The 15,301-nt window shown below is 68.3% G+C and carries 13 protein-coding genes; 4 read left to right on the top strand and 9 right to left on the bottom strand.

The window, feature by feature from the left end; all coding sequences use genetic code 11:
- Positions 1 to 96 precede the first annotated feature (96 nt).
- Positions 97 to 1,521 carry an aldehyde dehydrogenase family protein gene (locus F8O03_RS01445; protein WP_244295812.1) on the bottom strand — a complete coding sequence of 475 codons (1,425 nt, stop codon included), beginning with the start codon at positions 1,519 to 1,521 and terminating at the stop codon, positions 97 to 99.
- Entirely contained in the window at positions 1,518 to 2,606 is a 1,089-nt protein-coding gene (locus F8O03_RS01440; protein WP_151422068.1) for a homoserine dehydrogenase, read from the bottom strand. Before F8O03_RS01440 ends, F8O03_RS01445 begins: the two co-directional genes overlap by 4 nt.
- Positions 2,607 to 2,860: 254 nt before the next feature.
- Between F8O03_RS01440 and F8O03_RS01435 the strand changes: the two genes are divergently transcribed.
- From F8O03_RS01435 to F8O03_RS01425, 3 genes are all read left to right on the top strand, one after another.
- Positions 2,861 to 4,402 carry an amino acid permease gene (locus tag F8O03_RS01435; RefSeq protein ID WP_151422067.1) on the top strand — a complete coding sequence of 514 codons (1,542 nt, stop codon included), beginning with the start codon at positions 2,861 to 2,863 and terminating at the stop codon, positions 4,400 to 4,402.
- A gap of 8 nt (positions 4,403 to 4,410) precedes the next feature.
- Entirely contained in the window at positions 4,411 to 5,565 is a 1,155-nt protein-coding gene (gene alr / locus F8O03_RS01430; RefSeq protein ID WP_151422066.1) for an alanine racemase, read from the top strand.
- 64 nt (positions 5,566 to 5,629) lie between these two features.
- A complete protein-coding gene (locus F8O03_RS01425; protein ID WP_151422065.1) occupies positions 5,630 to 6,388 on the top strand; it encodes an IclR family transcriptional regulator in 759 nt (252 codons plus the stop codon).
- 3 nt (positions 6,389 to 6,391) lie between these two features.
- On the opposite strand, the gene F8O03_RS01420 is transcribed toward F8O03_RS01425, so the two are convergent.
- Complete coding sequence (locus F8O03_RS01420; RefSeq protein WP_244295809.1) at positions 6,392 to 7,156, bottom strand: IclR family transcriptional regulator; 765 nt, start codon at positions 7,154 to 7,156, stop codon at positions 6,392 to 6,394.
- A gap of 20 nt (positions 7,157 to 7,176) precedes the next feature.
- Positions 7,177 to 7,893, bottom strand: a complete 717-nt coding sequence (locus F8O03_RS18320; protein WP_244295948.1) for a cyclase family protein — start codon at positions 7,891 to 7,893, stop codon at positions 7,177 to 7,179.
- Positions 7,894 to 8,469: 576 nt separating this feature from the next.
- Here F8O03_RS18320 and F8O03_RS01410 point away from each other — a divergent pair.
- Positions 8,470 to 8,937 (top strand): Lrp/AsnC family transcriptional regulator, encoded by a 468-nt coding sequence (locus tag F8O03_RS01410; RefSeq protein ID WP_104251644.1) that lies wholly within the window; start codon positions 8,470 to 8,472, stop codon positions 8,935 to 8,937.
- 36 nt (positions 8,938 to 8,973) lie between these two features.
- On the opposite strand, the gene F8O03_RS01405 is transcribed toward F8O03_RS01410, so the two are convergent.
- From F8O03_RS01405 to F8O03_RS01385, 5 genes are all read right to left on the bottom strand, one after another.
- The gene (locus tag F8O03_RS01405) at positions 8,974 to 9,435 is read right to left on the bottom strand and encodes a flavodoxin domain-containing protein (RefSeq protein ID WP_104251643.1); all 462 of its coding nucleotides are present in this window, start codon (positions 9,433 to 9,435) and stop codon (positions 8,974 to 8,976) included.
- 9 nt (positions 9,436 to 9,444) lie between these two features.
- Entirely contained in the window at positions 9,445 to 10,800 is a 1,356-nt protein-coding gene (locus F8O03_RS01400) for an FAD-dependent oxidoreductase (protein WP_151422064.1), read from the bottom strand.
- Between the two features lie 114 nt (positions 10,801 to 10,914).
- Entirely contained in the window at positions 10,915 to 13,008 is a 2,094-nt protein-coding gene (locus F8O03_RS01395; RefSeq protein WP_208851772.1) for an acyl-CoA dehydrogenase family protein, read from the bottom strand.
- A 193-nt stretch (positions 13,009 to 13,201) separates the two neighbouring features.
- Positions 13,202 to 14,401 carry an ABC transporter permease gene (locus F8O03_RS01390; protein ID WP_151422063.1) on the bottom strand — a complete coding sequence of 400 codons (1,200 nt, stop codon included), beginning with the start codon at positions 14,399 to 14,401 and terminating at the stop codon, positions 13,202 to 13,204.
- Positions 14,398 to 15,282 carry an ABC transporter ATP-binding protein gene (locus tag F8O03_RS01385; RefSeq protein WP_151422062.1) on the bottom strand — a complete coding sequence of 295 codons (885 nt, stop codon included), beginning with the start codon at positions 15,280 to 15,282 and terminating at the stop codon, positions 14,398 to 14,400. Before F8O03_RS01385 ends, F8O03_RS01390 begins: the two co-directional genes overlap by 4 nt.
- Between the last annotated feature and the right edge of the window lie 19 nt (positions 15,283 to 15,301).

The raw sequence follows: 15,301 nt of genomic DNA, 5'->3' as shown, positions 1-15,301 counted from the left end.
AATGAGGCCGGGCGGGGAGCGGACGCAGCTCGCGCCGCATCCGCTCGCCACATCCGCTTCTCACCACACGGCACCGGGCCGTCCGGTTCGCCCTCGTCACTCGAGGATGCCGACGACCTTCGTCTGCGTCATGTCCTCGTACGCGAACCGGACCCCTTCACGACCCATGCTGCCGTACTTGGCGCCGCCGAACGGCATGGCGTCGAAGCGGTAGTCGGAGGAGTCGTTGACCATGACCGCCCCGGCCTCGAGCTCACGCGTCGCTCGCATCGCGGTGCTCAGGCTGCTCGTGAAGACCGCCGCATGGAGGGCGTACTCGGGCTCGTTGGCCAGGTCGACGGCTTCCTCGAACGAGGAGAACGTCTCGATGACGACGATGGGCGCGAACGCCTCATCGGCCCACACGCACTGGCTGCGCGGCACGTCGGCGAGCACCGTCGGCGGGAAGAACGCGCCGTCGGCGCGCCCGCCTTCGAGGAGCCGCGCGCCGGCGGCCACGGCGGCCTCGACCGACTGCTGTGCCGAGTCCGCGGCGGCCTCGCTGATCATGGGGCCGACATCCGTCGACTCCTTCGAGGGGTCCCCGGTCGTCAGCCTCGACGTGGCCGCGACGAACTCGTTCCGGAACCGATCCGCGACCGACTCATGGACGATGATGCGCTGCGTGCCGATGCAGTTCTGGCCTGCGGCCCAGAAGGACCCGGACACGCAGCGCGCGACTGCCGTGGTCAGATCCGCGTCGCCGAAGACGAGGACCGGGGCGTTGCCGCCGAGTTCCATCGAGACCTTCTTGATGCCCGCGGCCGCTGCGATCGCCTCACCAGTGCGGAAGCCGCCGGTGAAGGACACCATCCGGATCTCGCGCGCGGAGACGAGTGCCTGCGAGAGCAGTCGGTTGCCGTGCACCGTGGTGATGACCTCGGCGGGCAGGCCGCTCTCGACCAGCAGGTCGACGAGGAGCCTCGCCGTGAGCGGGGTGAGCTGCGAGGGCTTGAGGATGACGGAGTTGCCGCCGGCGATCGCCGGACCGATCTTGTGCGCGACCAGGTTCAGCGCGTCGTTGTACGGCGTGATCGCGAGGATGATGCCGAGCGGTTCGCGCGTGAACCACCCGGTTCGCGTCTCCGATCCTTCGAACGCGTCGAATGGAACGACTTCGCCTGCGTTGCTTCGTGCTTGCACCGCGGACAGCTTGAGGGTGTTCTGGCAGCGCGCGACTTCCTTTCGCGCCTGCACGATGGTCTTGCCCGCTTCGGCGACGATCAGTCGAGCGACCTCGTCCGACCGCTGGCCGAGGAGGGCGGCGGCGTTCTCCAGGACAGTCGCGCGAGCGTGGCGTGACAGCGCGCGGGCGACGAGGCTCCCTGATCGGGCTCGCTCGATGATCTCGGGGAGGTCTTCCGCGGAATGCTGGCGCACGTGCCCGACGACCGCTCCGTCTGCGGGATTCGTGACGACCAGCTCCTCCCCGGTGGCGACCAGACCCGGCGCATGTCCGACGACGGACAGCCGGGCGGTCACAGCGTGACCCCGACGAGGTCGACGAGCTCTGCAGCCGCGGCTCGTTCGCTCGTGCGCGTGGCGGCGTCGATGGCGATGATGTCGGAGAGCAACGCGTACGCCGTCTCGACACGACCAGCTCCTGGGCCCGAGACGGTGACCTGTCCGAGGAGGTTGGTCGTGAACGTCACAGCGTTCGTGGCCCCCGCGATGCCGGCGAGCGGGTGCTCTTCGCCCAGCGCGACCGGCCTCACCGCAGCTGTCACGCCCCCGTCATCCGTTCTCGTCGCCGATCCGATGAGCTTCCATCGAAGCCCCTGCTCGCTGGCCTCGCGGATGTCGGCGTCGCTGATGCCGGAGATGCCCTGCGTGTCGATGCTGGCGAGGGACACGTCGACGCCCAGCACCTGCTGGGCGAGGATCGCGACCTTGAGCCGCACATCCGAGCCCTCGATGTCGGCGGTCGGGTCCGCCTCCGCGTACCCGAGCTCCTGCGCCTCGCGGATGGCCGCCTCCAGTGTCGCGCCTGCTTCGCGTCGCCCGAGCACGTAGTTGCTGGTCCCGTTGAGGATGCCCTCGACGGACGTCGTCGTGAGCCCTGGCAGCATCTGCTGCGCGAACCGGAGGATCGGCGTGCCGCTGAGCACGGCCCCCTCGAACTCGAAGGACAGGCCGCGTTCCTCGGCGAGCGCCGTCAGCGCTCGGGCGTGCAGCGCCACCGGGCCCTTGTTGGTCGTGGTGACGTGCTTGCCGGATTCCAGCGCCCACCGGACGTGTGAGGCGGCGGGCTGACCGTCGACGGGGTTGGTGAAGGTCGCCTCGACGACGATGTCGGCAGGGCAGTCCTGGATGACGTCGTGGTTGCGTGGGTCGGCGCTTCCTCCTGGGAGCGCACTGAAGTCCGCCCCGCGCGGCATGGCCAGCACTGCGGCGAGGTCGATGCCGTCCGGTTGCACAAGCGATCCGAAGGCGAGGTCGGTGATGGCGACGACCCTGAGGCTGAAGCCGAGCTGTCGGGTGAGTCGTTCAGCGTCACTGCTGATGAGCTCTGCGAGTGCGCGGCTGACGCCGCCGAATCCGATGAGGGCCAGGTCGTACGTTCTCACGGTGTCTCCTTCTGGTCGAGGTGACCTCAGCTTGGGCGGCACCTGCGTCAGGCCGATGCTGTCTTTTCGCCGCTGTCGCCTGACGTTTCGGCGGTGCGACTGCCGTTTCGCCTGCCCTCGTCGTAGGTGCTTGTGCAACCCGGTGGCGGATGCATACTTGGGAAATATCCCAGAGAGATGCAATATAGACACCAACACGTGACTATGTAGCACTCGCAGCATCCTGGTCACGACACAGAACTCAAAGGTGAGCCATGTCCCCTTCAACGCATACCGAGCTGCACAACTCGCTCCCCCACACCACCTCCACGCAGGTGCCATTGCGCAAGCTGCAGCGATCGATGGGTGCACGCCACCTGGTGATGATCGCCCTCGGCGGGGTCATCGGCTCCGGCCTCTTCCTGAGCTCCGGATACACGATCTCGCAGGCGGGACCGCTCGGCGCCGTCCTCGCCTACGGCATCGGCGCGGTCGTGGTCTACCTCGTGATGACCTGCCTCGGCGAGCTCGCCATCGCGTACCCAGTGTCCGGGGCCTTCCACATCTACGCCGCGCGAAGCATCAACCCCGCCACCGGCTTCACGACGGCCTGGCTCTACTGGCTGTGCTGGGCGGTCGCGCTCGGCTCCGAGTTCACCGCCGCCGGCATCCTCATGCAGCGCTGGTTCCCCGGCGTCGACGTCTGGATCTGGTGCCTCGTCTTCGCCGCGGCGCTCTTCGGCATGAACGCCATCTCGGCGCGAGTGTTCGGAGAGTCGGAGTTCTGGTTCTCCCTGATCAAGGTGACGGCGATCATCGTGCTGATCATCCTCGGCGGTGCGGCGATCTTCGGCTTCGCCCCGTTCGGCGGGCAGGCGGCGGAAAGCGGCCCCGTGCTGTTCAGCAACTTCGACACGCCTGACGGGCTCTTCCCCACCGGCATCTCCGGTGTCCTCGTCACCGCCCTCGCCGTGTTCTACGCGTTCAGCGGCTCCGAGCTCATCGGTGTCGCCGCTGGCGAGACCAAGGACCCTGCGAAGAACATCCCCAAGGCGCTCAAGTCGACGGTCCTGCGCCTCGTGATCTTCTTCATCGGCGCGATCACGGTGATCGCAGCGATCGTCCCGTACGAGGAGACCGGCGTCACCGACAGCCCGTTCGTGACGGTCTTCGAGTACATCGGCATCCCGTTCGCCGCCGACATCATGAACTTCGTGATCATCACGGCGCTGCTCTCCGCGGGCAACAGCGGACTGTTCTCCTGCGCTCGGATGCTCTTCTCGCTGGCCGAGGAAGGCCACGCGCCCCAGGTCTTCACGAAGCTCACCCGCCGCGGCATCCCCCTTGTGGCCCTCAGCGTCAGCATGCTCGGCGGGCTCGCGTCGCTCATCTCGAGCGTCATGGCACCGGAGACGGTCTACCTCGTGCTGGTCTCCGTCGCGGGCTTCGCCGTGGTCGCGGTGTGGATGTCGATCGTCGCCTCGCAGTTCTTCCACCGCCGGAAGTTCGTGCGCAGCGGTGGCGACGTGCGCACGCTGGCCTACCGCACGCCGCTGTACCCGTTCGTGCCCATCCTGGCGTTCGTGCTGCTGAGCGTCTCGATCGTGGCGATCGCCTTCGACCCGAACCAGATCGCAGCCCTCTACTTCGGGGTGCCGTTCGTCATCGCCTGCTACGTGATCTTCTGGTGGCGCTACACCCGCCGTGGCGCGAAGCCGAGGCTTCTCATCGACGAGGAGGCACCCATCGCCGCCCCGGATGGGACCGCGACCGAGACCGGGCGTGGGCGCTCACCGGAGAGAAGCGCAGAGCATTGAGCACGCGGATGACGACGGAACCCGTCTGGGTCGAGGTGGATCTCGACGCCATCGAGCACAATCTCCAGGAGATCCAGCGGGAGTTCGCCGGACGCAGCACGCTCTGCATCGTCCTCAAGGCGGACGCCTACGGGCACGGCATCGACCTGCTCGGCCCCGTCGTCATCGCCAAGAACATCGAGATGCTCGGCATCTCGAGTAACCGTGAAGCCGCCCAACTCCGCGCCCTTGGCTTCACGGGGCGTCTCCTGCGGCTGCGTTCTGCGCAGCCGCAGGAGATGCAGGCGGGGGTCCACTGGAACATCGAGGAGTGGATCGGCGGCTTCCCGCACGCCACAACCGCCTCGGCCATCGCCACCGCCTCCGGTCGATCGATTCCCGTTCACCTGTCCGTGAACTCGACCGGCATCACGCGGGAGGGCATCGACGTGTCACGCCCCGCAGGCCTCGCAGAGCTTCGGGCGCTCGCATCCCTCCCCGGACTCGATGTGCGCGGCATCGCGACGCACTTCCCCCTCGAGGATCAGCAGGACATCAGAGCCGGCACGGCCCGGTTCGTCGACGAGGCCGAGACCGCCACGAGCGTGCTGCGAGAGCAGGGTGCCACCTCGCGGATCGACCGCCATTGCGCCACCTCGTACGCGGGCCTGACCGTGCCCGAGTCCCGACTCGACCTCGTCCGCATCGGGGCCGCCCTCTACGGCGACACCACGGCCGACCCGAAGCGCTTCCGGAGGGCGATGACCGTCAGATCCCGCGTCGCCGCCGTCAACGGATACTCCGCCGGCGAGACCGTCGGCTACGAACGCACCCACGTGCTCGAACGCGACTCCGTGCTCGCCTCGGTCCCGGTCGGCTACGGGGACGGCTTCCATCGGAGCCTGGGCGGTCGCGCGCAGGTGCTCATCCGCGGCAAGCGCGCGCCCGTCATCGACCTGCCCGGCATGAACTGCCTGATCATCGACGTCACGGAGGTCCACGGCGTCTTCCCGGGGGACGATGTCGTGCTCTACGGCAGGCAGGGCGGAGGCGAGGTGACGAGCCACGACCTCGAACTCGCCAACACGCAGATCGCCGCAGACCTCTACACCGCCTGGGGGCGTATCCTCCCCCGATTCGCGGTTGGCAGCGCCGCCCGTCGGCCCGCGCTCGCAGTACGCTGAAGCCCCCACCGTCGCCGACATTCGAGGTGACACGCAGAGAGCTCGACTCCGAGGAGATCGCACCATGCAGCAGCAGTCCTCGCTGGCGCAGGGCCTGTCGCTCCTGACCGCAGCGACGCAGAGGGAGGCCACCGGCCGCTCCGCCTTCACGGTGTCGAGGCTCGCCGACCACACCGGGATCGAACGCAGCCGGGTGTCGCGCCTCACGCAGGAACTCGTCCAGCTGCGGATGCTGGAGAAGAACGAGGAGCTGGTCTTCCGGCCAGGACCTCGCCATTTCCAGGTGGCCGCCGCCCGCCACACCCCGTGGCTGCGAGCGGCACGAAGCGAACTGCGCTCCCTGGTCGCCCGGTTCCCCGTGGATGCGCGCATCTCGGCGTCACTCGGCGACCGCGCACTGCTCCTTCGATTCGAGTCGCCGACGTCGGGGACGACCGCGTCGCTGCGCCCCGGCATGGTCACCCCGATCTGGTGCACGGGGGCCGGGCGTGCGCTCCTCTGGGACTCGTCGCTCGGCACGCTGGAGCAGCTCCTCGGCAACGCGCAGTTCGTCGGCGTCGGCGGACCCCGCGCCGCCTACTCGATCGCCGAGCTGGCCGCCAGAATCGACCGTGATCGGTCAAGCGGTCACGTCGACGCCTTCGAGGAGTTCGAACATGAGTCGAGCGATCTCGCTGTCCCCCTCCGAGGCGAGGGCGAGGCCATCGTGGCCTCGCTCAGCTGCGTCTCCCAAGCCCTCCCTGAAGCCGAGACCCCCGGCCTGATCGCGGCGATGAAGGCCGCGGCCGCGCGCATCACGGCACTCGCCACCTCCGGCAGCTGAGCGTCAGCAGGCGGGAGCGGCCAGCACTTCGGAGAGGCGCGCGGCGGTCCGGGCCACCGCAGCCCCGAGCTCATCGCTCTTCGGCACCATCTCCGCACGGGCGCCGACGATCTGCACGGCCGCGATCACCTCGCCGCGGAAGTCCCAGATCGGAGCGCCGACAGAGTAGAGCCCCGGTTCTGCTTCCTCATCCACGATCGAGTACCCGCGCCGACGCGCGCGCTCCAGGCGCTCGAGGAAGTCGCCGACATCGACCGGAGCATTCGGCCCTGACGCCCGGAAGTCCGCCACCGCGAGCACGGCGGCCACCTCGTCGTCGTCGGCATCCCAGAGCGTCCCCTGCCCTGCGTCCGAGCAGAACGCCGGATACGGGCGGCCCAGCCAGGAGCCGATCATGCGAGCGTCCCTCGGCAGTGCCTCCACGATCGTCACCGTGCTGTCACCGCTCAGGACGCCGATGAAGCAGGCCTCGCCGGTGTCCCGCGCGAGCCCCTCGAGCAGCGTGAGGCCATCGATCCTCAGGCGTCGCTCCGTGAGCTCCTGAGCGGTCGCGTAGCCGCGCCATCCGAGCTCGTAGCTCCGGTCATCGCGCCTCAGGACCGAGCCATCCTCGGCAAGGTGCTTCAGCGTTCGCGAGACCTGCGAGCGATCACGGTCGAGCGCACCCGCGACCTGAGCCACCGTCGCACGGTGCGGAGGTGTCCGCGTCAGCTGGGCGAGCGTGGTGAGCACGTCGAGGGCACGCCCCATGCTCGAATTCGACTCCACGCTCGCCAGCCTAGCGAGGGTCAGTGGATCGCGAAGACTCGAGCGGGGAATCCGCTTCCGCCCTGCGGTTTCGGCCAGGTCGCGACGACCGCTGCGCCGGCCGCCGGCACGCGATCAAGACTCGCGAGCAGCTCAACCTGCCACCGATCCCGCTCGAGCAGGAATCGCTCGAGGCTGAAGTCGCCAGCGGAGGTCGCGACACCCGGATCCGTGTCGGTCTGCTCATGACCGACACCCGCGATGTCACGCTCCTCGATCAGAAAGGTGAGCACCTCGCGCGACCATCCGGGCGTGTGGCTCACACCGTCCGAGTCCGTGTTGGCCATGGCTGCGGCGTCGGGCCAGCGGTGGCTCCAATCGGTGCGGAGCGCCACGAAGGCGCGAGCGGGGATCCGTCCGTGCTCCGCCTCCCAGCGCTCGACATCCCGGAGCACCGGCGTCGCATCCGCGTCGCTCGCCGCACGTTCGCTGATGTCGAGGACGACCAGCGGGAGGATCATCTCGGAGACTGGCAGCTCGTCGACAGCCCGCCCTCCGGCGGCGAAGTGCGATGGCGGGTCCACGTGCGTGCCCCACTGTCCGATGAGCGAGTACCGGTGCGCCGTGAATCCGTCTCCACGCTCCAGGGAGAAAAGCTCTTCACGCTCCTCGTCCGGGAACGCCGGGAAATGGGGTTGCCCGGCGTGGAAGGCGTGCGTGAGATCCGTGTAGACGCGCCCCTCGAGCGCAGCGCTCAGCTGCGACCAGGCATCACTCGAGCTGGCGCCGCTCGAGGCCAGCGCGCTCGTCCCCTTCCCCCGCGAGACGAGCGTCACCCCCTCGGTCACCTCGATCACGGGCACCTCCCATGGATGCACCTCGACGATGCGCTCGAGAATCTCGGTGAGCCGAGCAGAGCCGAGTGCGTCGTCGACGTGCGTCGTCACCGCGAGCGTGGGCGAAATCGTCCGCTCGCCAGCGGACCCGAGCGTCGGCTGAGCTCCTGACCCCACGGTGAAGCCCTCGAAGCCGATCGACACCTCGGTCACCGTCTTGTAGTCACCGAAGTCACCGACCTCCGAGAACGACGCGAGCACGTCGCGCAGTGGGCGCACGTCGGGACTCTCCCTGAAGACCGAGACGTTGCCGGCGACGACCTCGGCGAACGTGGCTGGCTGCACTGGCCAGTACACCCGGATCCTGCTTCGAACCGTTGTCCTGAGAACCATCGTGTTCCTCTCCTGTGACGCGTCATCGCGTCGTCGTCGTTCCACGCCCTATGCAATATAACCATGTCATAGTGCTAATGTCACACGCATGGAGGGGGTGCAGCAATGACGATGCGGCCACGAGACGAGATCGACGCGCAGATCCTGCGAGAGCTGACCAAGAACGCGCGCATCCCGCTCGTCGCACTTGGGAACCGGGTCCGACTCTCACGCAACGCGGTGAAGCAGCGCATCGAGCGCCTCGAACGAGACGGGGTCATCGAGGGCTACACCCTCGTGCGGGGCAGCGACGCCGACACCCACGACCACCCGATCTCCGCCGTGCTCTTCGTCTACCGCGCCGACCGGATGCGCGGGGCCGATGTCCTCGCAACGCTCGCGGAGGTCCCCGAGGTGATCAGATGCGACATCCTGACCGGCGACTACGACCTGTTCGTGCTCCTCGAGGCCCGCTCGGTCGAGCGCATCAAGGAGGTCTGGGAGAGCATCGCCGCCATCCCGGGCGTCAAGAACACCGTGACCTCACTCTCCCTGTCCACGGCCATCCGACACTCGCCGCCCGCAGGCGACTGACCCTGGCCACCACGACCGAGGGCACAGCTCCCTGCGCTACGCGTCGATGCCGGCGGCCTCGAGCGCTGCGAGCAGGCCTGGGAGCCAGGCCAGTGCCGCGTCGCTCGCGGTCTGCCGCGAGCTGGCGTCGTGCCGCCCGTACTCACCGACCCGCTGCGCCCCGAGCTCGGTCATGAGCCGGTCGATGTGCTCGCTGCCCTGGCTGTACGTGTCCGAGTAGGTGGAGTCGCCCATCCCGAACATGCCGTAGCGGAAGCCGTCGAGTGCCGGTCGGATGGCGTCCAGCTCCTCCCAGAAGGGCAGGGCCCCGCTCGGCAGCTCACCGTCGCCGTGGGTCGAGCAGACGAAGAGGTAGAACGTGCCTTCCTCGAGCTCCTCCGGTTCGAAGACGGACATGTCCTCGACCGTGACCTCACGGTCGGGCATGGCGTCCGCAAGGTCGCCGGCGACCATCTCCGCGTTTCCGGACTCCGTTCCGTAGAGGATGACGATGCTCATGAGCTGCTCCTAGTTGTCGCTATCGGGGGTTGGGGCTTCTGGCACGGACGGGTCGGAGCTTAGCGGAGCAACGGCGGCCGAGGACTCGGATGAGCCGCGAGCGATGCGCAGGAGGCGTTCGGTGTCCTGCTCCTTCGCCCGCACGCGGCCGGGGCCCGCCTGACGCTGCTCGTGCTCGTCGATGACGTTCCACTCGGCGAAGCTCACGGAGACGTCGTCGAGTCGCGCAAGCAGCTCCGTCCGCTCGCCTTCGGGCTTCACATCCACGGATGCAAGCCACTCCTCGACCTCACGCGCGACCGTCTGCCCTTCGGCCCGACTCTCGGCGATGGTGCCCTGCGGCCCGCGCCTCGCCCAACCCGCCGCGAAGACGTCCTGCTCGTGGCCGAGCAGCGCGTGCAGCAGGTGCGCGTCACCGCGGTGGAAGCCGACCGCCGTGATGACCGAGTCGACGTCGAGGCAAGCAGGCTCGGCGACCGTCGATGCGGCCTGGGGCTCGAAGGAACCGGGGCCGGCGACCGAGAGCCGGAGGGGAGCTCCCCCGTCGACCTCGGCTGCCAGGGCGACCGGCGCCACGCCGAACCGGAGACGCACCGTGATGCGAGGCACGTCAGGCTGCTCCCGCGCCAGCAGCGACGCGAGCGCCGCTGCCTGCGCCGATCGTTCCGGAGCATCCTCGAGCGATGCGGCATCGACGCCGAACGCCTCGTAGCGGACATCGTCGATGCGTCCGAGCTCGGCGAGCAGCGAAGGGGTGAACTTCGCCTGGTCGACGAGGGAGCGCCCGAGCACCTCGATGGTCCGCAGCTCACCCGAGGCCTGCTCGAGCAGCGGCGAGTGCACATCGGAGCCCTCGAAGTCGGTCTCGTGCTTCGCGAGCAGCCGTACGATGTCGATCGCCACGTTGCCGTTCCCGACGACCGCGACGCGAGCGCCGAGTGCGGGGAGCGACACCTCGTCGCCGGGGTGCTGGTTCAGGATGCGCATGAAGCGACCGGCGCCGACGACTCGCGCGTCGTCGAAGCCCGGGAGCGGCAGGTGCGCGTCGGCGTGCAGCCCCGTCGCGACCACGGTTGCGTCGAACGCGTCACGCACGGACTCGAGGTCGACGTCGCGCCCCACCTCGACGTTGCCGAGGAAGCGCACACCCGAGCGGGTGAAGAGTCGATCGAACTGACGGGTGACCGCTTTGGTCCCGACGTGGTCAGGTGCCACGCCGTAGCGGATGAGTCCGTAGGGCACGGGCAGGCGCTCGAACATGGTGATATCGACGTCGCGCCTCAGCTTGAGCAGCGCCTGCGCCGTGTAGCACGCCGAAGGGCCGCTGCCGATGATCGCGACGGCACGGCGGGGTTCAACGGTCATGCAGTGGTGCTCTCCTCGACTTGCGGGGGCGCGGGAAACGCTCCGCCGAGTATCGCACCTCGGCCCGAGCCGCTGCTTCAGGTTGGAGGCCGGCGGCCGGTCAGGTCGCGATCGTCAGGCGTTGGCACCCGCTTTCTGCTGCTTGATCTTCTCCTCGGCCTGCATCGCCTTCTCGTCGACCGGAGCGCTGCCGGACTCACGCTGCGCCCTCATGTAGGCGCGCGCCTCGTCCTGACGTTCGCGTTCCGCACCGGAGGCGATCGCCGCTCGGATGTGCTCGGGCCCGTAGCCGAACGCGTCGACCAGGTCGCCGGCGTGCGGGCGCAGCCGTGCGATGAGACGCTCTCGGTACGCGGAGACAGCCTGGGCGCGGGGCACGGAGAGGCGCCCCGACATGAGGTACCAGGCGAGGTTCTCCTCGATGAGGCCGAGACCGAAGAGGTCGCGCAGCCACGTGAGCACCTGCCGCGTCTTGCCTTCGGGCATGGCGGTGATCGCGTCGGTGAACGCCTCCCACTGCAGGAGCTGCCCGTGCGCCCGCGCCGCCTCGATGAGGGTCGGCTGGTGGCGGTTGAAGAGCGCGGCGGCTTCCGACTTGGACAGCTTCTTGGCGTTGCGCAGCTTCGCGGCGATCTCGGAGACGAGGGTCTCGACTCGCGCGGTGAGGAGTTCGTGCTGCGTCGCGGGCTGCCGGAGCCAGCCGACGGACCTCGCTCGGCTGCCGCGGTCGAGGACGATCTGGCCGATGCCGCGGAGGCCGGACCCCGAGTAGATGCGCTCGGCCGTCTGCTCGGCGACGATGCGGGTGACCTCGCCTCGATCGGCACCCTTGAACTGCTCGGCGTAGTCGCTGAGGAGTCGCTTGCCGACGAGCTGCAGCAGCACGTGGTTGTCGCCCTCGAAGGTCGTGTAGATGTCGAGGTCGTGACGCAGCTGCGTGATGCGGTTCTCGGCGAGGAACCCGGCCCCGCCGCACGCCTCTCGAGCCTCCTGGAGCGTGTCGATGCTGTGCCAGGTGGAGAGGGACTTGAGTGCGGCCGCGAGCGTCTCGAGGTCCTCTCGATTCTCCGGGGTGTCGAGCTCGCCGGAGAAGACGCCGTGGAACTGCTTGAGCAGGTTCTCGTGCGCGAAGCTCAACGCGTAGGTCGTCGCGAGGCGCGGGATGAGCCGCTTCTGGTGCATCCCGTAGTCGAGCAGCACCGTCTCCTCGCCGTCGCCGCCCGCGAACTGCCGTCGCTCGTTGGCGTAGGTGATGGCGATCTTGAGCGCGACCTTCGAGGCGGCCACCGAGGCGCCGTCGAGGGAGACTCGCCCCTGGACCAGGGTGCCGAGCATCGTGAAGAAGCGTCGGCCAGGGCTCTTGATGGGTGAGGTGTACGTGCCGTCTTCCGAGACGTCGCCGTAGCGATTGAGGAGGTTGCGTCGAGGCACGCGCACCTGGGTGAAGTGCAGGCGCCCGTTGTCGATGCCGTTGAGGCCACCCTTGACGCCGTCGTCCTCACCGCCGATGCCGGGCAGGAAGTGGCCGCGCTCGTCGCGGATGGGCACGTAGAACGCGTGCACGCCGTGCTTCACGTTCTTCGTGATGAGCTGCGCGAACACGACCGCCGCCTTGCCGTGCAGGGCCGCGTTGCCGAGGTAGTCCTTCCACGCCCCGCGGAACGGGGTGTTGATGACCCACTCCTGCGTGGCCTCGTCGTACGTCGCGGTGGTGCCGATCGAGGCCACATCGGAGCCGTGGCCGGTCTCGGTCATCGCGTAGACGCCTGGCACCTCGAGGCTCATGATGCCGGGGAGGAACGTGTCGTGGTGGTAGTCGGTGCCGAGGTGCATGACGGCAGAGCCGAAGAGTCCCCACTGCACGCCGGCCTTGATCTGAAGGCTGGGGTCGGCGACCACGAGCTCCTCGAAGGCGGCGATGTTCCCACCGTGGTTCGCCTCACCGCCGAGGCGCTTCGGGAACGCGAGGTTGACGGCGCCCTCCTCGACGAGGATGCGCAGCTGGCCCATCACACGGTCGCGGTGCTCCGAGGTCGCGAGGGCCGGGTCGTGCCACAGCTCGGGCCGCGCCGAGTTCGCTCGTGCTCGCAAGCGCTCCTCCGGCCAGGTGCCGAGCAGCTGCTGCGACAGCCAGCCGACATCGATGCGGCTCTGCTCGAGAGCAACGGGCTCGTCGAGTTCCGGATCGTTGATGCTGATGTCAGACACGGATGCTCCTTTGCAACGTTGGGATGCCTCCACGCTAGGTCGGGCCACGGACACTCGCCATTTCCCGGTGGGAGGGCACGAGGATTCTGCGCGCCCGGACACTCCAAATTGCACACTTCATACAACTCAGCGGGCCAAGCGTTAGCTTGACCCGCTAGAGATGTGCGGTGCTGCCGGTTGTGGCGGTCTGCGACTACCCCTTGAGGGCGTCGCTGAGCTTCACCCGTCCGCCGATGCGGAGGATGGAGTTCTCGTAGATGCGAGCGCCGATCATGATCGACACCGCACTCGTCGCGATGAGGATCACCAGAGCCAGGATCGGCTCCCACCATTCGGCCTGCCCGAGCACGACGCGCAGCGGCATCGCGATGGTCGCCGAGAACGGGATGTAGCTGAGGATCGTCATCAGCAGCGCGTTGCTGTTGAAGAGGATCACGAGCATGTACGGGATGAGCATGAGCATCATGAGGGGCGTCGTGACGCTGCCGACCTCCTCCTGCCTCGACACCATCGCGGATGCGCCCGCGTACAGCGTGGCGATCAGCACGAACCCGAAGACGAACAGCACCAGGAACCAGACGAAGCCGGGCCCGATGAGCGTGAACAGCGCCCCCTGGCCTGTCGCGGCGAGCGCTATGGCCGCGGCGGCGAGGATCGCCGCCACCTGGATGAGCGCCAGGATGCTGTTGCCGATGACCTTGCCCGCCATGATGACGCGAGGTGTGACGGTCGAGAGCAGGATCTCGACGATGCGGGACTGCTTCTCCTCGACGACGCTCTGAGCGATCGTGTACGCGTAGCCCATCGCCGCCATGAAGTAGAGCACGCCGAACGCGACCGCCATGATGTACCCGAGTGCCGGGTTCACCTCGGGAGCCTCGAGCGAGAACGACGGGGGCACCTGGGCGAGGGCCATGGAGTCCTCCGTCGGCACCCCGTCGAGCCCGATGAGCACAAACGCACCGTCGCCGAGGTCGCTCGCCGGCTGCCCGTCGCCCGTGAAGAGCTCGAGGCCTCGAGCATCCGCGGGGGTCAGCACCGCGTACTCGACCTCACCGTCTCGCACGAGCTGGGCAGCGGCCTCTGCGGATGCGACCTCGGTTGCCTCGAGGCCAGCCGTGGAAGCGATCGACGTCGTGTCGGACACCGTCGCCACCTTCGTCGAGCCGCCCCCGATGGCGTCGCCGAACAGCGCGACCGCCACGATGCCGCCCGCGACGAGCAGCAGGGTGATGAGGAAGGAGATCTGCTGGGCGCGCGATCGGGCCTGCACGAGGATCTCCCGCTTCGCGATGAGCTGGATGCCCTTCGCGGAGCTGAGGCCGAACTGGCGAGGCCGCGGCGCCGCGGCTGCGGCGCGCTGGGGAGACCTGGTTTCCTGTGTGTTCGTCATGCGACGACCTCCCGGTAGATGTCGGAGAGCTTCACGATGTGGCGGCCGAAGCCGAAGACCGGACCCCGGTCGAGGGCCGTGCGGAGGATGCGCTGCGCCGTCTCCCCGGAGTCGGCGACGAAGATCGCATCCCCGCGGTCGAACTCGAGCACCGTGATGCCTGGCTCGTCCCGGAGCCAGCCAGCGTCACCGGCGACGGAGATGCGGTGCATGCCCTCGGAATGGCGCTCCTGCAGCTCGTGTCGGTCGCCGCTCGCTCTGATGGCGCCGCCGGAGATGATGACGAGGTTGTCGCTGAGCCGCTCGACGACGTCCAGCTGGTGGCTGGAGAAGAGCACGGGAACACCGCGGGCTGCGAAGCCCTGCAATGTCTCGAGGACGACTTCGACCGCGAGCGGGTCGAGTCCGGAGAACGGTTCGTCGAGGATGAGCATCTCTGGCTCGTGCGCGAGCGACGCGGCGATCTGCGCCCGCTGCTGGTTGCCAAGCGAGAGGTCCTCGACGTTGTCGCCTGCACGCTCCGTGAGCCCCAGGTCCTCGAGGAAGCGGTCGGCGTTCTTGGCAGCCTCCTTGGCGCTGAGTCCGTGCAGCTCGGCGAAGTAGGTGACCTGCTCTTTGACCTTCATCTTCGGGTAGAGGCCACGCTCTTCCGGCATGTACCCGAAGCGGGCCCGGTCGGTGACGACGACGGGACGGCCGTCGATCGTGACGACTCCGGCATCAGGCTTCACGACGCCGAGGATCGTGCGCATCGTCGTGGTCTTGCCTGCGCCGTTGCCGCCGACGAAGCCCGTGAGCTTGCCCGGCTCCACGGAGAAGCTCACATCGTCGAGCACCTTGCGGTCGCCGTAGGTCTTGGAGATGTTCTGGATCGAGAGCATCACCCCTCCTGTCTCGCGC

The sequence above is a fragment of the Pseudoclavibacter terrae genome (assembly GCF_008831075.1).
In the GTDB taxonomy this organism is placed as follows: domain Bacteria; phylum Actinomycetota; class Actinomycetes; order Actinomycetales; family Microbacteriaceae; genus Pseudoclavibacter; species Pseudoclavibacter terrae.
Note: the sequence above shows the minus strand (reverse complement) of the source record. Positions and strands in the feature narration are given on the sequence as shown.